Source organism: Streptomyces sp. P3 (assembly GCF_003032475.1).
Lineage (GTDB): Bacteria > Actinomycetota > Actinomycetes > Streptomycetales > Streptomycetaceae > Streptomyces.
Genome location: NZ_CP028369.1, coordinates 182,497 through 202,886, shown reverse-complemented (window position 1 = coordinate 202,886; position 20,390 = coordinate 182,497). Strand labels below are relative to the sequence as shown.

Below are 20,390 nucleotides of genomic sequence, written 5' to 3'. Positions count from 1 at the left end.
GACCGGCCCCTTCGTACGTTCGGCGGTCAGCCGTGCCGGTTCTCCGCGGCCCACGCCTCGACCGCGTCCGCCGCCCGGTCGAAGGCCTCGCCGCGTGCCAGGAAGTCCGCCCCGTGCGTGGTCAGCAGCGGCGTGCTCTCGGCGGGCCGGTCCCGTCGCGCGACCGTCAGGGCCTGCCCCTGGACCGTCCGCGGCAGCCCCAGCCAGCGCACCGGCTGCTGCACGGTGTGCACCACCCCGACCCGCTCCCACGGCAGGGTGCGCGTGACGAGGAAGCCGACCTGGCGCAGCCCGCGCGCGCTCACCCACACACCCATGCGCAGCAGCCGCAAGGCGCAGGCGATCACCAGCAGGGAGCCGCCGAAGACCACGGCGGCCTCGGACACCGATCCGGTCAGGGCAATGATGACGGCCGCGAACAGCACGAACGAGGCGAGCAGCAGCGTCAGCGCCGCGATCCCGACCCGCCAGGGGCCGGGCCGGTAGGGACGCCGCCAGCGCTCACGGTCCTCGAAGGGCAGGGCGACGTCGTCCGCCGCGTCGAACGGTCGGTCGGCCGTCAGAAAGGGCAGGGGCACGACTGGTCCTCACTCGTCCATGCGTGGGCTGTGCCCGGTGAGGCTATCCGGCTGTGTCCCCGCTCACCACCATCGGGGGTCCGTGGCGGCGACGCCCGCTCCGCGTCAGCGGCCCTGGGACGCCTGTGACTGCTGAGGCAGCGAGGAGTCGACGCGCAGTGCCGGCATCCCGATGACCAGCGACCCCACCAGCCCGGCCACGATGGTGAGCCCCAACAGCCAGCGCCCGGCTGTCCGGCTCACGGAGGACCGCTCGGGGGGTGGGGGAGCGACATTGCTTCGGAAGCTGTCGGCCTCCGTGAGGAAGGCGAAGGGGACGGGCTCGCGCCGACGGAGCATGGTGGGTACTTCCTCCCGGAACTGTCCTGTGTGACGTCGTCTGTCGATACAGACGAGCGAGTGCCCGAAAACGTGCCCCATATCAGCAGACGTCCCGAGGGAATCCCGCGGCATGCCCGTGCCCGTCCGGCCCAACGCCCCCCGTAGAGTTGGCGCCGCTCCGAAGACGCGATGGAAGGACCCCCCTGCCGTGACCGACAGTCCCGCCGACGACCCCAAGCCCGGCTTCCGCAGCGACGTCACCGTCGAGCTGGTCAAGCACACCGCGTCCGACGCCGACGTGCTCTTCGCCGCCCGTGTCTCGACCGTCGGCGAGCAGTCCCTCGACGAGCTGGGCAAGGACCCCGAGCGGTCGAAGGGCCTGATCAACTACCTGATGCGGGACCGGCACGGCAGCCCCTTCGAGCACAACTCGATGACCTTCTTCATCAGCGCCCCGATCTTCGTCTTCCGCGAGTTCATGCGGCACCGCGTGGGCTGGTCGTACAACGAGGAGTCCGGCCGCTACCGGGAGCTCCAGCCCGTCTTCTACGTCCCCGGCGAGTCCCGCAAGCTGGTGCAGGAGGGCCGCCCCGGCAAGTACGTCTTCGTCGAGGGCACCCAGGCCCAGCAGGAGATCGTGGGCCGCACCATGGAGGACTCCTACCGACGGGCGTACGAGGCCTACCAGGAGATGCTCGCCGCCGGAGTCGCCCGCGAGGTCGCCCGCGCGGTCCTCCCGGTCGGCCTGTTCTCCTCGATGTACGCCACCTGCAACGCCCGCTCGCTGATGCACTTCCTGGGCCTGCGCACCCAGCACGAGCTGGCGAAGGTTCCCTCCTTCCCGCAGCGGGAGATCGAGATGGTGGGCGAGAAGATGGAGGCCGAGTGGGCCAGGCTCATGCCCCTCACCTACGCGGCCTTCAACGCGAACGGGCGTGTCGCGCCGTGACGAGGACGGGCTACGGAGACGTATGTACGGATCATCCGCCCGAAGTGTCCGTATTGCGGCATTTGGAGAAGTTCATCTAGCCTGATCGAACGGACCCGGCACTGCTTGAACCCCCGAGCAGGCAGTGCCGGGTTCCACCTTTGTCATGACTTTTCGCGCCCCCCGAGGGCAGACCTCGCGGTGGGCAACGAGTAGCGTGTCACCCATGGCTCCGACCTCCACTCCGCAGACCCCCTTCGGGCGGGTCCTCACCGCCATGGTCACGCCCTTCACGGCGGACGGCGCGATCGACCTCGACGGCGCACAGCGGCTCGCCACCCACCTGGTGGACGCAGGCAACGACGGCCTGATCGTCAACGGCACCACCGGCGAGTCGCCCACCACCAGCGACGCGGAGAAATCGGATCTGGTACGAGCCGTCCTGGAGGCCGTCGGAGACCGCGCCCACGTGGTCGCAGGCGTCGGCACCAACGACACCCACCACAGTGTCGAACTGGCCAGGGCGGCCGAGACGACGGGCGCCCACGGCCTCCTGGTCGTCACCCCGTACTACAACAAGCCCCCGCAGGAAGGCCTGTACCGGCACTTCACTGCCGTCGCCGACGCCACCGGACTGCCGGTCATGCTCTACGACATCCCCGGCCGCAGCGGAGTCCCGATCAGCACCGAGACGCTGGTCCGCCTCGCCGCGCACCCCCGGATCGTCGCCAACAAGGACGCCAAGGGCGACCTCGGCCGTGCCAGCTGGGCCATCGCGCGCTCCGGCCTCGCCTGGTACTCCGGCGACGACATGCTGAACCTGCCGCTGCTCTCGGTGGGCGCGGTCGGCTTCGTCTCGGTGGTCGGCCACCTCGTCACCCCGGAGCTGCGCGCCCTGGTCGAGGCATTCACCGCCGGCGACGTCCAGAAGGCCACCGAGATCCACCAGAAGCTGCTCCCCGTCTACACGGGCATGTTCCGCACCCAGGGCGTCATGACGACGAAGGCGGCGCTCGCCCTGCAGGGCCTGCCCGCGGGACCCCTGCGGTTGCCCATGGTCGAGTGCTCGCCCGAAGAGATCGAACAGCTCAAGATCGATCTTGCCGCGGGCGGGGTACAGCTCTGACAACAGACTTCACAACTGAATAGGCAGGCCACCGGTGCCTGCAATCCACAACGACAACTGCTTCTGCACGAACGTCATGCGCGCCACGTGCCCACCGGTACGTGGCGCGCATGTTTGAGGAGAGTCTTTTGAGCCATCCGCATCCGCAACTCGCTCCGCCTCCGAAGCTCCCCGCGGGCGGCCTCCGGGTCACCCCGCTCGGCGGCCTCGGCGAAATCGGCCGGAACATGACGGTCTTCGAGTACGGCGGCCGCCTGCTGATCGTCGACTGCGGGGTGCTGTTCCCCGAGGAGGAGCAGCCCGGCATCGACCTGATCCTGCCGGACTTCTCGTCCATCCGGGACCGCCTCGACGACATCGAGGGCATCGTCCTCACCCATGGTCACGAGGACCACATCGGCGCCGTCCCCTACCTCCTGCGCGAGAAGCCGGACATCCCGCTCATCGGCTCCAAGCTGACCCTCGCGCTGATCGAGGCCAAGCTGCAGGAGCACCGGATCCGCCCGTACACCCTCGAGGTGGCGGAGGGGCACCGTGAGCGCATCGGCCCGTTCGACTGCGAGTTCATCGCCGTCAACCACTCGATCCCGGACGCCCTCGCGGTCGCCATCCGCACGCCCGCCGGCATGGTGGTCCACACGGGCGACTTCAAGATGGACCAGCTTCCGCTGGACGGCCGGCTCACCGACCTGCACGCGTTCGCCCGCCTGAGCGAGGAGGGCATCGACCTTCTTCTCTCCGACTCGACGAACGCCGAGGTGCCCGGATTCGTGCCGCCCGAGCGGGACATCTCCAACGTCCTGCGCACGGTCTTCGCCGGAGCCCGCAAGCGGATCATCGTGGCCAGCTTCGCCAGTCACGTCCACCGCATCCAGCAGATCCTCGACGCGGCGCACGAGTACGGCCGTCGCGTCGCCTTCGTCGGCCGCTCGATGGTCCGCAACATGGGCATCGCGCGCGACCTGGGATACCTGAAGGTCCCACCGGGCCTCGTGGTGGACGTCAAGACCCTCGACGACCTTCCGGACCACGAGGTCGTGCTGGTGTGCACGGGTTCCCAGGGTGAGCCCATGGCCGCCCTGTCCCGTATGGCCAACCGCGACCACCAGATCCGCATCGTTCCCGGCGACACGGTGATCCTGGCGTCGTCGCTCATCCCGGGCAACGAGAACGCGGTCTACCGGGTGATCAACGGGCTGACCCGCTGGGGCGCGAACGTCATCCACAAGGGCAACGCCAAGGTGCACGTCTCGGGCCACGCCTCGGCCGGCGAGCTCCTGTACTTCTACAACATCTGCCGCCCGAAGAACCTGATGCCGGTGCACGGCGAATGGCGGCACCTGCGCGCCAACGCCGAGCTGGGTGCCCTGACGGGCGTCCCGCACGACCGCATCGTGATCGCGGAGGACGGTGTGGTCGTCGACCTCGTCGAGGGCAAGGCGAAGATCGCCGGCAAGGTCCAGGCGGGATACGTGTACGTCGACGGCCTCTCGGTCGGCGACGTCGGCGAGCCGGCCCTGAAGGACCGGAAGATCCTTGGCGACGAGGGCATCATCTCGGTCTTCGTCGTGGTGGACTCCTCCACCGGCAAGATCACCGGCGGCCCGCACATCCAGGCCCGCGGCTCGGGCATCGAGGACTCCGCCTTCTCAGCAGTCACTCCGAAGATCGCCGAGGTCCTGGAACGCTCGGCCCAGGACGGCGTCGTCGAACCCCACCAGCTGCAGCAGCTGATCCGCCGCACCCTGGGCAAGTGGGTCTCCGACACCTATCGCCGCAGGCCGATGATCCTCCCGGTCGTGGTGGAGGTCTGAGCGACGTACGCCCCCTCGTACGCGTGAACCCGGAGCGGGGCTCCCCGATTTGCATCGGGGAGCCCCGCTCCAGTACGTTTACGGCTCCGCCTGAACGGGAACCCCGCCACCTTGCGTACCGGGAGACTGTCCCGGGAGGGCCGGGAAAACCGACTCAGAACTTCTGATAAAGTCGGAACCGCCGGAAAGGGAAACCGCGAGATAAGCGGGAAACCTGGAAAGCACCGAGGAAATCGGATCGGGAAACGGTCTGATAGAGTCGGAAACGCAAGACCGAAGGGAAACTGCCCGGAGGAAAGCCCGAGAGGGTGAGTACGAAGGAAGCGTCCGTTCCTTGAGAACTCAACAGCGTGCCAAAAATCAACGCCAGATATGTTGATACCCCGTCCCCGGCAGTGATAGCCGAGGATGAGGTTCCTTTGAAACAAACACAGCGAGGACGTTGTGAACGCCGGGCTTATTCCGCTCGACGTTCCGCTCTCGTGTGTGCGATCCCGATTACGGGAAAACATTCACGGAGAGTTTGATCCTGGCTCAGGACGAACGCTGGCGGCGTGCTTAACACATGCAAGTCGAACGATGAACCACTTCGGTGGGGATTAGTGGCGAACGGGTGAGTAACACGTGGGCAATCTGCCCTTCACTCTGGGACAAGCCCTGGAAACGGGGTCTAATACCGGATACCACTCCCGCAGGCATCTGTGGGGGTTGAAAGCTCCGGCGGTGAAGGATGAGCCCGCGGCCTATCAGCTTGTTGGTGAGGTAATGGCTCACCAAGGCGACGACGGGTAGCCGGCCTGAGAGGGCGACCGGCCACACTGGGACTGAGACACGGCCCAGACTCCTACGGGAGGCAGCAGTGGGGAATATTGCACAATGGGCGAAAGCCTGATGCAGCGACGCCGCGTGAGGGATGACGGCCTTCGGGTTGTAAACCTCTTTCAGCAGGGAAGAAGCGAAAGTGACGGTACCTGCAGAAGAAGCGCCGGCTAACTACGTGCCAGCAGCCGCGGTAATACGTAGGGCGCAAGCGTTGTCCGGAATTATTGGGCGTAAAGAGCTCGTAGGCGGTCTGTCGCGTCGGATGTGAAAGCCCGGGGCTTAACCCCGGGTCTGCATTCGATACGGGCAGACTAGAGTGTGGTAGGGGAGATCGGAATTCCTGGTGTAGCGGTGAAATGCGCAGATATCAGGAGGAACACCGGTGGCGAAGGCGGATCTCTGGGCCATTACTGACGCTGAGGAGCGAAAGCGTGGGGAGCGAACAGGATTAGATACCCTGGTAGTCCACGCCGTAAACGGTGGGAACTAGGTGTTGGCGACATTCCACGTCGTCGGTGCCGCAGCTAACGCATTAAGTTCCCCGCCTGGGGAGTACGGCCGCAAGGCTAAAACTCAAAGGAATTGACGGGGGCCCGCACAAGCAGCGGAGCATGTGGCTTAATTCGACGCAACGCGAAGAACCTTACCAAGGCTTGACATACACCGGAAACGGCCAGAGATGGTCGCCCCCTTGTGGTCGGTGTACAGGTGGTGCATGGCTGTCGTCAGCTCGTGTCGTGAGATGTTGGGTTAAGTCCCGCAACGAGCGCAACCCTTGTTCTGTGTTGCCAGCATGCCCTTCGGGGTGATGGGGACTCACAGGAGACTGCCGGGGTCAACTCGGAGGAAGGTGGGGACGACGTCAAGTCATCATGCCCCTTATGTCTTGGGCTGCACACGTGCTACAATGGCCGGTACAAAGAGCTGCGAAACCGTGAGGTGGAGCGAATCTCAAAAAGCCGGTCTCAGTTCGGATTGGGGTCTGCAACTCGACCCCATGAAGTCGGAGTTGCTAGTAATCGCAGATCAGCATTGCTGCGGTGAATACGTTCCCGGGCCTTGTACACACCGCCCGTCACGTCACGAAAGTCGGTAACACCCGAAGCCGGTGGCCCAACCCCTTGTGGGAGGGAGCTGTCGAAGGTGGGACTGGCGATTGGGACGAAGTCGTAACAAGGTAGCCGTACCGGAAGGTGCGGCTGGATCACCTCCTTTCTAAGGAGCACTTCTAGGCAGCCGCAAGGTTGTCCAGAGGCCAGTTCATCGGCGAACGTCCGGTGCTGGTTGCTCATGGGTGGAACGTTGATTATTCGGCATTCTCAGTCATCTCGGGCTGCAAGTACTGCTCTTCGGAGCGTGGAAAGCTGATCACGAGTGGCGGGGGTGCCGGGCACGCTGTTGGGTGTCTGAGGGTGCGAGCGTTTTCGCTTGCCCTTCTGATGCCGGCCCCAGTGAACTCCAGCTCAGGTTGGGGGTGATGGGTGGCTGGTCGTTGTTTGAGAACTGCACAGTGGACGCGAGCATCTGTGGCCAAGTTTTTAAGGGCGCACGGTGGATGCCTTGGCACCAGGAACCGATGAAGGACGTGGGAGGCCACGATAGTCCCCGGGGAGCCGTCAACCAGGCTTTGATCCGGGGGTTTCCGAATGGGGAAACCCGGCAGTCGTCATGGGCTGTCACCCATACCTGAACACATAGGGTATGTGGAGGGAACGCGGGGAAGTGAAACATCTCAGTACCCGCAGGAAGAGAAAACAACCGTGATTCCGGGAGTAGTGGCGAGCGAAACCGGATGAGGCCAAACCGTATGCGTGTGAGACCCGGCAGGGGTTGCGCATTCGGGGTTGTGGGATCTCTCTTTCACAGTCTGCCGGCTGTGAGGCGAGTCAGAAACCGTTGATGTAGGCGAAGGACATGCGAAAGGTCCGGCGTAGAGGGTAAGACCCCCGTAGTCGAAACATCAACGGCTCGTTTGAGAGACACCCAAGTAGCACGGGGCCCGAGAAATCCCGTGTGAATCTGGCGGGACCACCCGCTAAGCCTAAATATTCCCTGGTGACCGATAGCGGATAGTACCGTGAGGGAATGGTGAAAAGTACCGCGGGAGCGGAGTGAAATAGTACCTGAAACCGTGTGCCTACAAGCCGTGGGAGCGTCGGATACGTGCTTGCACGTATCTCGTGACTGCGTGCCTTTTGAAGAATGAGCCTGCGAGTTTGCGGTGTGTTGCGAGGTTAACCCGGGTGGGGTAGCCGTAGCGAAAGCGAGTCCGAACAGGGCGTTTCAGTAGCACGCTCAAGACCCGAAGCGGAGTGATCTAGCCATGGGCAGGTTGAAGCGGAGGTAAGACTTCGTGGAGGACCGAACCCACCAGGGTTGAAAACCTGGGGGATGACCTGTGGTTAGGGGTGAAAGGCCAATCAAACTCCGTGATAGCTGGTTCTCCCCGAAATGCATTTAGGTGCAGCGTCGTGTGTTTCTTGCCGGAGGTAGAGCACTGGATAGGCGATGGGCCCTACCGGGTTACTGACCTTAGCCAAACTCCGAATGCCGGTAAGTGAGAGCGCGGCAGTGAGACTGTGGGGGATAAGCTCCATGGTCGAGAGGGAAACAGCCCAGAGCATCGACTAAGGCCCCTAAGCGTACGCTAAGTGGGAAAGGATGTGGAGTCGCAGAGACAACCAGGAGGTTGGCTTAGAAGCAGCCACCCTTGAAAGAGTGCGTAATAGCTCACTGGTCTAGTGATTCCGCGCCGACAATGTAGCGGGGCTCAAGCGTACCGCCGAAGTCGTGTCATTGCGATATATACCCCCAACGGGGATCGTGATGGGTAGGGGAGCGTCGTGTGCCGGGTGAAGCAGCACCGGAAGGTAGTTGTGGACGGTTCACGAGTGAGAATGCAGGCATGAGTAGCGATTCACACGTGAGAAACGTGTGCGCCGATTGACTAAGGGTTCCTGGGTCAAGCTGATCTGCCCAGGGTAAGTCGGGACCTAAGGCGAGGCCGACAGGCGTAGTCGATGGATAACCGGTTGATATTCCGGTACCCGCTGTGAAGCGTCAAACATTGAACCAGGCGATGCTAAGTCCGTGAAGCCGTTCCGGACCCTTCGGGGAATGGAAAGTGGTGGAGCCGACGGACCAGACTTGCAGTAGGTGAGTGATGGGGTGACGCAGGAAGGTAGTCCATCCCGGGCGGTGGTTGTCCCGGGGTAAGGGTGTAGGACGGTGTGTAGGCAAATCCGCACACCACATAGTCTGAGACCTGATGCCGAGCCGATTGTGGCGAAGTGGATGATCCTATGCTGTCGAGAAAAGCCTCTAGCGAGTTTCATGGCGGCCCGTACCCTAAACCGACTCAGGTGGTCAGGTAGAGAATACCGAGGCGTTCGGGTGAACTATGGTTAAGGAACTCGGCAAAATGCCCCCGTAACTTCGGGAGAAGGGGGGCCACGCTTGGTGAGAGGACTTGCTCCTCGAGCTGGGGGTGGCCGCAGAGACCAGCGAGAAGCGACTGTTTACTAAAAACACAGGTCCGTGCGAAGCCGTAAGGCGATGTATACGGACTGACGCCTGCCCGGTGCTGGAACGTTAAGGGGACCGGTTAGTCACTCTTCGGGGTGGCGAAGCTGAGAACTTAAGCGCCAGTAAACGGCGGTGGTAACTATAACCATCCTAAGGTAGCGAAATTCCTTGTCGGGTAAGTTCCGACCTGCACGAATGGCGTAACGACTTCTCGACTGTCTCAACCATAGGCCCGGTGAAATTGCACTACGAGTAAAGATGCTCGTTTCGCGCAGCAGGACGGAAAGACCCCGGGACCTTTACTACAGTTTGATATTGGTGTTCGGTTCGGCTTGTGTAGGATAGCTGGGAGACTGTGAAGCTTGGACGCCAGTTCAGGTGGAGTCGTCGTTGAAATACCAGTCTGGTCGTGCTGGATGTCTAACCTGGGTCCGTGATCCGGATCAGGGACAGTGTCTGATGGGTAGTTTAACTGGGGCGGTTGCCTCCTAAAGAGTAACGGAGGCGCCCAAAGGTTTCCTCAGCCTGGTTGGCAATCAGGTGTTGAGTGTAAGTGCACAAGGGAGCTTGACTGTGAGACCGACGGGTCGAGCAGGGACGAAAGTCGGGACTAGTGATCCGGCGGTGGCTTGTGGAAGCGCCGTCGCTCAACGGATAAAAGGTACCCCGGGGATAACAGGCTGATCTTCCCCAAGAGTCCATATCGACGGGATGGTTTGGCACCTCGATGTCGGCTCGTCGCATCCTGGGGCTGGAGTCGGTCCCAAGGGTTGGGCTGTTCGCCCATTAAAGCGGTACGCGAGCTGGGTTTAGAACGTCGTGAGACAGTTCGGTCCCTATCCGCTGCGCGCGCAGGAATATTGAGAAGGGCTGTCCCTAGTACGAGAGGACCGGGACGGACGAACCTCTGGTGTGCCAGTTGTTCTGCCAAGGGCATGGCTGGTTGGCTACGTTCGGGAGGGATAACCGCTGAAAGCATCTAAGCGGGAAGCCTGCTTCGAGATGAGTATTCCCACCCACTTGATGGGGTAAGGCTCCCAGTAGACGACTGGGTTGATAGGCCGGATGTGGAAGCCCAGTAATGGGTGAAGCTGACTGGTACTAATAGGCCGAGGGCTTGTCCTCAGTTGCTCGCGTCCACTGTGTTGGTTCTGAAACCACGAACAGCCCCATGCCATGGTCACGGTGTGGTGCGGCTGAACAGTTTCATAGTGTTTCGGTGGTCATAGCGTGAGGGAAACGCCCGGTTACATTCCGAACCCGGAAGCTAAGCCTTACAGCGCCGATGGTACTGCAGGGGGGACCCTGTGGGAGAGTAGGACACCGCCGAACAATCATTGCGAAAACCCCCGTGCCATTCGGCACGGGGGTTTTCTGCGTTTAGGGCACGACGAACCGGCCGGCGGCCGGCGCTTCGGCGTCCGGTCGGACGGAAGATGCACCGGACGGGCCTGTCCGGTGAGGGATGGCGGACCGCTTCAGCCCGGCCTGTGAGCGAGTTTGAGAACACCGGGCCGTTCGGGGTATGCTCTATTCCGTTGCCGCGAGGGAAACCTCGAGAAGTGACCAGCCCCCTTAGCTCAGTCGGCAGAGCGTCTCCATGGTAAGGAGAAGGTCAACGGTTCGATTCCGTTAGGGGGCTCCACAAAGAAAAGGCCTTCACCCGTTCGGGTGGAGGCCTTTTCTCATTGCCCGTCTCCCTATGCCACGCGCATGGCCAGGATCGCCATGTCGTCCGACGGGGCGTCGGACGCGAAGCGTTCCACCGCGCGCATGATGCGGGCGGCGACCGCGCCGGCCGTCAGACCCGTGCAGGTGGTGAGGACGTCGGCGAGACCGTCGTCCCCCAGCATGCGGGTGCCCTCACGGCGCTCGGTGACTCCGTCGGTGACGCAGAGCAGAACATCGCCCGGGTCTAGGGTGACGGTCTGCTCGTACAGCTCCAGGTCCTCCATGACGCCCAGCAGCGGCTGGGGTTCGGCGGCCGGCTCGACCGTGCCGTCCTGGCGCAGCCGGAGCGGGAGCGGGTGGCCCGCGCACACGACCTTCAGCTCCGCGCTGCCGTCCTCGTGCGGGCGCATCTCGCCGTAGAGGAGGGTCAGGAAGCGGCTGCGGGCACCCTCGTCGAGGATGGCGGAGTTGAGACGCTCGAGGACGGCCGGGCCACTGAGGCCTTCCCTTGCCAGGAGACGAAGCGCGTGACGGGCGAGCCCGGTGACCGCCGCCGCGTTGGGGCCCGTACCGCAGACGTCGCCGATGGCGAAACCGTAGACGCCCTCGCTGATGGGAAAGACATCGTAGAAGTCGCCGCCCACCTCGTTGCCCTCTCCGGCCGCCCGGTAGATGACCTCGACCTCGACACCGTCGATCTTGGGGGTCTCCGGGGGGAGGAGGCTGCGCTGGAGCGCCTGGCTGATGGCCGTCCGCTCCGAGTACAGGCGGGCGTTGTCCAGGGCGAGGGCCGCCCGGCGGCTCAGGTCCTCGGCCAGTTCCAGGATCTCCTGGCGGAAGTGCTCGTCGGTGGGCTTGCCGAGAGTCAGCATGCCGATGACGCGGTTGCGGGCCACCAGAGGGAGGACGACGGTCTCGCCGCCGACGGCGGAGGCCGTGGCGAGGGTGGGACCGATGCCCGACGCCACCTGATGGGTCGGGCCGCCGGTCAGGCCGAGGCTGCGCATGGAACTGCGCAGGGCCGCGTCGTGCGCCGCCGCAGCGGGGGCTGCCCACACCCGGGCGCCGGGCGTGGGGACCGGGTCGGGCGGGGCGATCTTCGAGAGCAACGACTTGATGCCGTCGATCAGTTCCTCGTCCTCGTGCAGGACGTAGGAGAGATAGGGGTCGGACGCCTGGTCGGCGATCGTGTAGACCGCGCACCAGGTCGCCAGCGTCGGCACGGTCATCTGGGCCATCAGGGCGAGGGTCTGGTCGCGGTCCAGGGTGCCGGCGAGGAGGTCGGAAGCCTCGACGAGGAAGCTGAGAGAGCCCCGGCGCAGGCGCTCCAGCTCTCCGAGCCGGGCCGACTCCACTGCCAGCGCGATGCGGTCGGCCGCGAACTGCAGGCGCAGGGCCTCCTCGTTGGAGTAGCGGCCATGAGCCTCCGCCGCCACGCCGAGGGAGCCCGTCAGCCGACCCTCGACCTTCAGCGGGACCGTGACGACCGAGCGCATACCCGTGCCGCTCAGCAGGGGGACCGCGCCGGGGACGGCGAGAAGATCCTCGTGCACGGCGGGCATCCGGGCCGAGCCGTAACGGCCCGGGCCTGCCTCGACGGGCACGCGCGCGAAGCGCTGGCGGGCGGAGGGCAACCCCGTGGAGGCGCGGACCTCCAACTCGGTCTCGTCGTCGGTGGCCAGGAGGAGGAACGCGGAGTCGCCGTCGAGCATGTCGCGGGCGCGTTCGACCGTGCGCTGGAGAAGGCCGTCGAGGTCGTCGGGGGCCGGTGAGCCGATGAACACCTCGAAGGGATCGGTGCTCTGGCCGTCGGAGGCGGTGGTGCTGTCCGTGGACGGGACGCGCGAGGGGGTCTGCAGGACGGCGCGTTCGTGGTCGCGGACGAGCAGGCAGACCGTGGAGGGCTCGCCGTCGGTGTCACGGACGCGCAGGTGGGAGGCGTAGACCGGGGTGACCCGGCCGTCCGCGCCGCGGATGCCGTAACTGCCCTCCCAGCGGGAGAGCTGAAGCGCCTCGGCGATGCCGGTGCTGGTGCCCGGAGTGTGCGGCCAGGCGGCGAGGTCGGTGAGGGGCTTGCCGGTGACCTGGTCGGCGGGGTAGCCGAACAGTTCCTCGGCGTCCTCGTTCCAGGCGGAGACGGCTCCCACGCGGTCGATCTGGACGACGGCGACGCGTACCCGGCTGTCGGCGAGGGGCAGCAGATCGGCGGGGAGCGACGGGCCGGCAGCGCGGGTGCCCACCGGGCGGTCGGGGAGGTCGAGTTGGAACCAGACCTGCTTTCGGGTGGGGGTGTACTCGACGCCCCAGCGGGCGGCGATGGCCGCGCACAACTGGAGGCCGCGGCCGCCCTCGCGGTCGGGACTGCCCATGGTCGCGGGGGAACCCTGGAGAGGGATCTCGCGCTCCGGATACCGGTCGGCCACCTCGATGCGGACACCGCCGTCGCTGCGCAGACACAGGACGTCGGCATGGGTGCCGGCGTGCACGACCGCGTTGGTCACCAGTTCGCTGGTGAGGACCACCGCGTCGTCGACGATGTCGGCGAAGCCCCACCCCTGGAGGGTGTCGCGGACGAAGGCGCGGGCGGTCGCCACGGATCGCCCCACGGGCTCGAAGCTGGCAGCCGCGCGCGCGGTGATCACAGAACTCCTCGGCCGGTCGTCGACGTGCAGGGCTCCCCGGCCGGTCAGGTCGCCTCGCTGGTGCGGCGGACGCGTGCCCGAGGACCGGGGGTCCGGGGTCTGTCCCCCCGGGATCAGTCCGGTGGTCATGTGTGCGGCCGCCCCTCCGATGCCCGCTCGTGCTCGTGCCACCGCCCAGGCCGGTGGGACCGGCGCGGCTGGGAGGCCGCATGCAAGGTTACTTACCATCCCGGTCCGCGCGGATGCCGGTCGGCTGTGTTCAGCCCAAGGGTGTGCGGACGATGTGCGAAGCTGCCGAACTGTTATGGCCTGGTTCGGCAAGGGTGAAACACTGGGCAGGCTTCTTGTGAAGGTCCGGGCAGACTGGGTGTCTTCTGAGCACAGGGGGCAGTAGCTCCCGGGCGCCGCCTGGTTTGATCGGGCGGGGATACCCAGAAGTAACGGGCATGGCGAAAAGTAGCACCCAGGCACAGCGGTAACGGTCGACCCCTGCGGGAGGGACAAGTGGAGTCTGGCGCAGCGACGCGGGGCACTAAGACGCGCGCGAAAGGCGGACAGTCTCTGAGCAGGCCGCGTACACCACGTGGCGGGACCACTGTCGTGGACACGGCAGCTCTGAACCGGTTGCTGGTCGCTCTGGTGTCCATGCGGGAGGGGAATTTCCGCAGGCGGCTCACGGTCTCCGGTGACGGCGTGATGTCGGAGATCGCCGCCGTGTTCAACGAGGTGGCGGACCGCAACCTGCATCTCACGGGTGAGCTGTCGCGGGTGCGACGCATGGTGGGACGGGAGGGGAAGCTCACCGAACGGCTGGAGACGGGTGCCTGTGAGGGCTCCTGGGCGACGGCAATCGACAACTCGAACGCGCTGGTCGACGACCTGGTCCGGCCGGTCTCCGAGGTCGGGCGGGTGCTGTCGGCGGTGGCCGAGGGCGATCTGTCGCCGCGCATGGAGCTCAGGACGCTGACGCCGGACGGAGCGGCCGGACAGCCGTTGCGCGGGGAGTTCCTGAAGGTCGGGCGGACCGTCAACAACCTCGTCGACCAGTTGTCGACGTTCACCGACGAGGTCACGCGGGTGGCCAGCGAGGTGGGCACCGAGGGCAAGCTGGGCGGGCAGGCGCAGGTGCGCGGCATGTCCGGTTCGTGGAAGGACCTCACGGAGTCCGTCAACACCATGGCGTACCGGCTGACTGCGCAGGTGCGGGACATCGCGCTGGTGACGACGGCGGTGGCCAAGGGTGATCTGTCACGCAAGGTGACGGTTCACGTCGAGGGCGAGATGCTCGAGCTGAAGAACACCGTCAACACGATGGTGGACCAGCTCTCCGCGTTCTCGGTCGAGGTGACGCGGGTCGCCCGCGAGGTGGGCACCGAGGGCATCCTCGGCGGCCAGGCGCAGGTGTCCGGTGTCGACGGCGTGTGGAAGGAGCTCACCGATTCGGTGAACACCATGGCCGGGAACCTGACGGCCCAGGTGCGCGGGATCGCGGAGGTGACGACGGCGGTCGCCAACGGTGACCTGTCGCAGAAGGTGACGGTGTCGGCGCGCGGCGAGGTCGCGCAACTCGCCGACACGATCAACCAGATGACCGAGACGCTGCGGACGTTCGCCGACGAGGTCACGCGGGTCGCCAACGAGGTGGGCGCCGCGGGGCAGCTGGGCGGCCAGGCGAACGTGCCGGGCGCGGCCGGTACCTGGAAGGACCTGACGGACTCCGTCAACACCGTCTTCCGCAACCTCACGACGCAGGTGCGGGACATCGCGGCCGTGACGACGGCGGTGGCGAGCGGTGATCTCTCGCAGAAGGTCACGGTGGACGTGGCCGGCGAGATGCTGGAGCTGAAGAACACCGTCAACGGGATGGTCGACCAGCTGTCGGCGTTCGGCGCGGAGGTCACGCGGGTGGCGCGTGAGATCGGCGTCGAGGGCGAGCTCGGCGGTCAGGCGCAGGTGTCGGGCGCGGCCGGTACCTGGAAGGACCTGACGGACTCCGTCAACACGGCGTTCAGGAATCTCACCGGACAGGTGAGGAACATCGCGCAGGTCACCACGGCGGTGGCCAACGGCGACCTGTCGCAGAAGGTCACCGTGGACGTGTCCGGCGAGATGGCGCAGCTGAAGAACACCGTGAACACCATGGTGGACCAGCTGTCGTCGTTCGCCGACCAGGTGACGCGGATGGCCCGGGACGTGGGCACCGAGGGCCGCCTCGGCGGTCAGGCGCGGGTGGACGGCGTCTCGGGCACGTGGAAGGAGCTCACCGACTCCGTCAACTCCATGGCGGGGAACCTGACCTCGCAGGTGCGAAACATCGCGCAGGTGACGACGGCGGTGGCCCGCGGCGACCTGTCGCAGAAGATCGACGTGGACGCGCGCGGGGAGATCCTCGAGCTCAAGAACACCATCAACACGATGGTCGACCAGCTGTCCGCGTTCGCCGACCAGGTGACCCGGGTCGCGCGTGACGTGGGTACCGAGGGCCGCCTCGGCGGTCAGGCGCAGGTGCCCGGCGTGGCGGGTGTGTGGCGGGACCTGACCGACTCGGTGAACGGCATGGCCGGCAACCTGACCGCCCAGGTGCGCAACATCGCCCAGGTGGCCACGGCGGTGGCCCGGGGTGACCTCTCCCAGAAGATCACCGTGGACGCGCGCGGGGAGATCCTCGAGCTGAAGAACACCCTGAACACGATGGTCGACCAGCTGTCGTCGTTCGCCCAGGAGGTCACGCGGGTGGCCCGTGAGGTGGGTACGGAGGGGCAGCTGGGCGGGCAGGCCGAGGTGCAGGGCGTCTCCGGCACCTGGAAGGACCTCACGCAGTCCGTGAACTTCATGGCGAACAACCTGACCATCCAGGTGCGCCAGATCGCGGAGGTCACGACGGCGGTCGCCAAGGGCGACCTGTCGAAGAAGATCACCGTGGACGCCAAGGGCGAGATCCTCGAGCTCGTCACCACCGTCAACACGATGGTCGACCAGCTGTCGTCGTTCGCGGAGCAGGTGACCCGGGTGGCCCGTGAGGTGGGCACCGAGGGCATCCTGGGCGGCCAGGCGCACGTGCCGGGCGTCACGGGCATCTGGAAGGACCTCAGCGGCAACGTCAACCTGATGGCCAAGAACCTGACCATGCAGGTGCGCAACATCTCCCAGGTCGCGGCGGCCGTCGCCAACGGCGACCTGACGCGGCAGGTGACGATCGAGGCGCGCGGCGAGGTGCAGCAGCTCGCCGACACCTTCAACACCATGGTGAAGACGCTGAGTTCGTTCGCCGAGCAGGTCACCAAGGTGGCCCGTGAGGTGGGCACGGACGGCATCCTGGGCGGGCAGGCGCATGTGCCGGGTGTGGCGGGCACCTGGAAGGACCTCACCGACTCGGTGAACGGCATGGCGTCCAACCTGACCGGTCAGGTGCGCAACATCGCCATGGTCACGACGGCCATCGCCAAGGGTGACCTGACGAAGAAGATCGACATCGACGCGCGCGGGGAGATCCTCGAGCTGAAGACGACCATCAACACGATGGTCGACCAGCTGTCGTCGTTCGCCGAGGAGGTCACCCGCGTCGCCCGCGAGGTGGGCACCGAGGGGCAGCTGGGCGGTCAGGCACGCGTGCGGGACGTCGACGGCACCTGGCGCGACCTGACCGAGTCGGTGAACGAGATGGCCGGGAACCTGACCCGGCAGGTACGGGCCATCGCGCGCGTGGCGACGGCGGTGACGCGCGGCGACCTGAACCTGAAGATCGACGTGGACGCGTCCGGAGAGATCCAGGAGCTCCAGGACTACATCAACAAGATGATCGCCAACCTGCGTGACACCACGATCGCCAACAAGGAGCAGGACTGGCTCAAGGGCAACCTCGCGCGCGTGTCCGCCCTCATGCAGGGCCGGCGCGACCTTCAGGACGTGGCGTCGCTGATCATGAGCGAGCTGCCGCCCCTGGTGGCCGCGCAGCACGGCGCGTTCTTCCTGGCGATGCCGCCGGCGGACGGCGACGCGGACCTGTACGAGCTGCGGATGCTCGGCTCGTACGGCTATTCGATGGGATCGATGCCGTCGTCGTTCCGGCCCGGCGAGGCGCTGGTGGGGACGGCGGCCGAGGAGAAGCGCACGATCCTCGTCGCGAACGCCCCGAGCGGCTATCTGAAGATCTCCTCGGGGCTCGGTGAGGCGCCGCCCGCGCAGGTGATCGTGCTGCCGGTGCTGTTCGAGGGGCAGGTGCTCGGCGTGATCGAGCTGGCGTCGTTCACGCCGTTCACGCAGATCCAGAAGGACTTCCTCAACCAGCTCGCCGAGATGATCGCGACCAGCGTCAACACGATCTCCGTCAACACCAAGACGGAGCAGCTGCTGAAGCAGTCCCAGGAGCTGACCGAGCAACTGCGGGAGCGGTCGGCCGAGTTGGAACAGCGGCAGAAGGCGCTGCAGGCGTCCAATGCCGAACTGGAGGAGAAGGCCGAACTGCTGGCCCAGCAGAACCGCGACATCGAGGTGAAGAACACCGAGATCGAGGAGGCGCGGCAGGTGCTGGAGGAGCGCGCCGAGCAGCTCGCGGTGTCGATGCGCTACAAGAGCGAGTTCCTGGCGAACATGTCGCACGAGCTGCGCACGCCGCTGAACTCGCTGCTGATCCTCGCCAAGCTGCTCGCCGACAACGCGGACACCAACCTCACGCCGAAGCAGGTCGAGTTCGCCGAGACGATCCACGGGGCGGGTTCCGACCTGCTGCAGCTGATCAACGACATCCTCGACCTGTCGAAGGTCGAGGCGGGCAAGATGGACGTGTCGCCGACGCGGATCGCGCTCGTGCAGCTCGTGGACTACGTGGAGGCCACCTTCCGCCCGCTGACCGCGGAGAAGGGCCTCGACCTGTCGGTGCGGGTGTCGCCGGAGCTGCCGGCCACGCTGCACACCGACGAGCAGCGACTGCTGCAGGTGCTGCGGAACCTCCTGTCCAACGCGGTGAAGTTCACCGACTCCGGGTCGGTGGAGCTGGTCATCCGGCCGGCCGGTGCGGAGGTGCCGGTGGCGATCCGCGAACAGCTGCTCGAGGCGGGTTCGCTGACCGACGCGGACGCGCCGCTGATCGCGTTCTCGGTGACCGACACCGGCATCGGGATCGCGGCCAGCAAGATGCGGGTGATCTTCGAGGCGTTCAAGCAGGCGGACGGCACCACCAGCCGCAAGTACGGCGGTACGGGCCTCGGGCTGTCGATCTCGCGGGAGATCGCGCAGTTGCTCGGCGGCGAGATCCACGCGCAGAGCGAGACGGGCCGTGGGTCGACGTTCACGCTGTACCTGCCGCTGCACCCGAGCGAACTGCCGCCGCAGGGCTACCAGCAGATCGTGCCCGCCCTGGAGGCCGGTGACCTGGTGGCCTCCGAGAACGGGGCGGCCGAGCCGTCGGAGCTGTCCGAGACCGAGATCCAGATGCCGGCCGAGGTGAAGTCGTACCAGGACGCGCAGAACGGCCCGGCGGCCCTTTTCCGGCGTCGTCGCCGCCTGGTGAGCGGTGAGCAGGTCGGCAGGCCGGAGCAGTGGCCGTCCCGCGGACAGCAGACGGGTACGCAGGCGCGCCCGGGCATCCGCTTCGGCGGTGAGAAGGTGCTGATCGTCGACGACGACATCCGCAACGTGTTCGCGCTGACCAGCGTCCTGGAGCAGCACGGCCTGTCGGTGCTGTACGCGGAGAACGGCCGGGAGGGCATCGAGGTCCTGGAGCAGCACGACGACGTGGCGGTCGTCCTCATGGACATCATGATGCCCGAGATGGACGGCTATGCGACGACGACGGCGATCCGGCGGATGCCGCAGTTCTCGGGGCTGCCGATCATCGCGTTGACCGCGAAGGCGATGAAGGGCGACCGGGAGAAGGCGATCGAGTCGGGCGCCTCCGACTATGTGACGAAGCCCGTCGACCCCGATCACCTGCTGACCGTCATGCAGCAGTGGATGCGGGGCGCGTGACACGGGTTCTCGGTGTGATCGAGGCCTCCCGTGTGACGGGAACTCGCGGCGGCCGCCCGGAGTTGTTGACTGAGGGTGGCCGCCGCCGTGTAGCGGGGCGGAATTCGGGGAACCTTCTGGTCTTCTGCTGCGTTCCTGCTACGTGCACAGTGACATCACGGTGACAGGGTGTGGCGACGGTCGGGGTGCGGCTACCATGACCGGCACAAGGAAGGGCGGCGTACAGGAGTCGTCCCCAGGGGCGGCGCCCGGTGCACTGCCGGGGCGAGGAGGGCGGGCCATGGTGCAGAAGGCCAAGATCCTCCTGGTCGATGACCGGCCGGAGAATCTGCTGGCGCTGGAGGCGATCCTCTCGGCGCTCGATCAGACGCTGGTGCGGGCATCGTCCGGGGAAGAGGCGCTCAAGGCACTGCTGACGGACGACTTCGCGGTCATTCTGCTGGACGTCCAGATGCCGGGAATGGACGGTTTCGAAACGGCCGCGCACATCAAGCGGCGGGAGCGGACCCGGGACATCCCGATCATCTTCCTCACCGCGATCAACCACGGGCCGCACCACACCTTCCGCGGTTACGCGGCGGGTGCGGTGGACTACATCTCCAAGCCGTTCGACCCTTGGGTGCTGCGTGCGAAGGTCTCGGTGTTCGTCGAGCTGTACATGAAGAACTGCCAGCTCCGTGAGCAGGCAGCGTTGTTGCGGCTGCAGTTGGAGGGCGGTGGCGGCAAGGCCGCCACGGGCGGCGCCAAGGAGGCGGCAGGGCTGCTCGCCGAGCTCTCCGCGCGGCTCGCGGCCGTCGAGGAGCAGGCGGAGGCGCTGTCCAAGCAGCTCGACGACGAGTCGGCCGACGCGGCCGCGGTGGCCACGGCTGCTCACCTGGAGCGCAAACTCACGGGTCTGCGCCGGGCGCTGGACGCCCTGGAGCCGGGCGCCGGCAGCGGCACGGCCTCCGTGTCGTCGCAGAACTGAGCCGCCGCCGAACTGAACGGAACTGACGC

Annotated in this window: 8 protein-coding genes, 1 tRNA gene and 3 rRNA genes; 9 read left to right on the top strand and 3 right to left on the bottom strand. The window is 66.0% G+C overall.

Annotated features, from left to right (window positions below; genetic code table 11):
• Nucleotides 1-26: 26 nt before the first annotated feature.
• Both C6376_RS00725 and C6376_RS00720 read right to left on the bottom strand, forming a co-directional pair.
• The gene (locus C6376_RS00725) at nt 27-578 is read right to left on the bottom strand and encodes a hypothetical protein (protein ID WP_107441616.1); all 552 of its coding nucleotides are present in this window, start codon (nt 576-578) and stop codon (nt 27-29) included.
• A gap of 105 nt (nt 579-683) precedes the next feature.
• On the bottom strand, nt 684-917 hold the full coding sequence (locus C6376_RS00720) for a hypothetical protein (protein ID WP_107441615.1): 234 nt from the start codon (nt 915-917) through the stop codon (nt 684-686).
• A 190-nt stretch (nt 918-1,107) separates the two neighbouring features.
• Between C6376_RS00720 and thyX the strand changes: the two genes are divergently transcribed.
• From thyX to C6376_RS00680, 7 genes are all read left to right on the top strand, one after another.
• Nucleotides 1,108-1,848, top strand: coding sequence for an FAD-dependent thymidylate synthase (gene thyX, locus C6376_RS00715; RefSeq protein WP_107441614.1), 741 nt, complete (start codon nt 1,108-1,110; stop codon nt 1,846-1,848).
• A 205-nt stretch (nt 1,849-2,053) separates the two neighbouring features.
• Nucleotides 2,054-2,953, top strand: coding sequence for a 4-hydroxy-tetrahydrodipicolinate synthase (gene dapA / locus C6376_RS00710; protein WP_107441613.1), 900 nt, complete (start codon nt 2,054-2,056; stop codon nt 2,951-2,953).
• A gap of 128 nt (nt 2,954-3,081) precedes the next feature.
• A complete protein-coding gene (locus C6376_RS00705; RefSeq protein ID WP_107441612.1) occupies nt 3,082-4,767 on the top strand; it encodes a ribonuclease J in 1,686 nt (561 codons plus the stop codon).
• Nucleotides 4,768-5,278: 511 nt separating this feature from the next.
• Nucleotides 5,279-6,804, top strand: a 16S ribosomal RNA gene (locus C6376_RS00695).
• Between the two features lie 313 nt (nt 6,805-7,117).
• Nucleotides 7,118-10,239, top strand: a 23S ribosomal RNA gene (locus tag C6376_RS00690).
• Nucleotides 10,240-10,329: 90 nt separating this feature from the next.
• Nucleotides 10,330-10,446, top strand: a 5S ribosomal RNA gene (gene rrf / locus C6376_RS00685).
• Together the 16S, 23S and 5S rRNA genes with 1 tRNA gene alongside form the textbook arrangement of a ribosomal RNA operon.
• A 237-nt stretch (nt 10,447-10,683) precedes the next feature.
• Nucleotides 10,684-10,759 (top strand) — tRNA-Thr (locus tag C6376_RS00680).
• A 55-nt stretch (nt 10,760-10,814) separates the two neighbouring features.
• Here C6376_RS00680 and C6376_RS00675 read toward each other — a convergent pair.
• Nucleotides 10,815-13,556, bottom strand: a complete 2,742-nt coding sequence (locus C6376_RS00675; RefSeq protein ID WP_107441611.1) for a SpoIIE family protein phosphatase — start codon at nt 13,554-13,556, stop codon at nt 10,815-10,817.
• 375 nt (nt 13,557-13,931) lie between these two features.
• Here C6376_RS00675 and C6376_RS00665 point away from each other — a divergent pair, with 375 nt between their 5' ends.
• Nucleotides 13,932-19,394, top strand: a complete 5,463-nt coding sequence (locus C6376_RS00665; protein WP_107441610.1) for a HAMP domain-containing protein — start codon at nt 13,932-13,934, stop codon at nt 19,392-19,394.
• A 280-nt stretch (nt 19,395-19,674) separates the two neighbouring features.
• On the top strand, nt 19,675-20,361 hold the full coding sequence (locus tag C6376_RS00660; protein ID WP_107441609.1) for a two-component system response regulator: 687 nt from the start codon (nt 19,675-19,677) through the stop codon (nt 20,359-20,361).
• The last annotated feature ends 29 nt before the right edge of the window (nt 20,362-20,390 follow it).

Excerpts from the sequence above, each read along its gene's own strand:
- dapA (WP_107441613.1), top strand. The coding sequence starts at position 2,054 with ATGGCTCCGACCTCCACTCCGCAGACCCCCTTCGGGCGGGTCCTCACC.
- C6376_RS00720 (WP_107441615.1), bottom strand. The coding sequence starts at position 917 with ATGCTCCGTCGGCGCGAGCCCGTCCCCTTCGCCTTCCTCACGGAGGCC.
- C6376_RS00660 (WP_107441609.1), top strand. The coding sequence starts at position 19,675 with ATGGTGCAGAAGGCCAAGATCCTCCTGGTCGATGACCGGCCGGAGAAT.
- C6376_RS00675 (WP_107441611.1), bottom strand. The coding sequence starts at position 13,556 with ATGACCACCGGACTGATCCCGGGGGGACAGACCCCGGACCCCCGGTCC.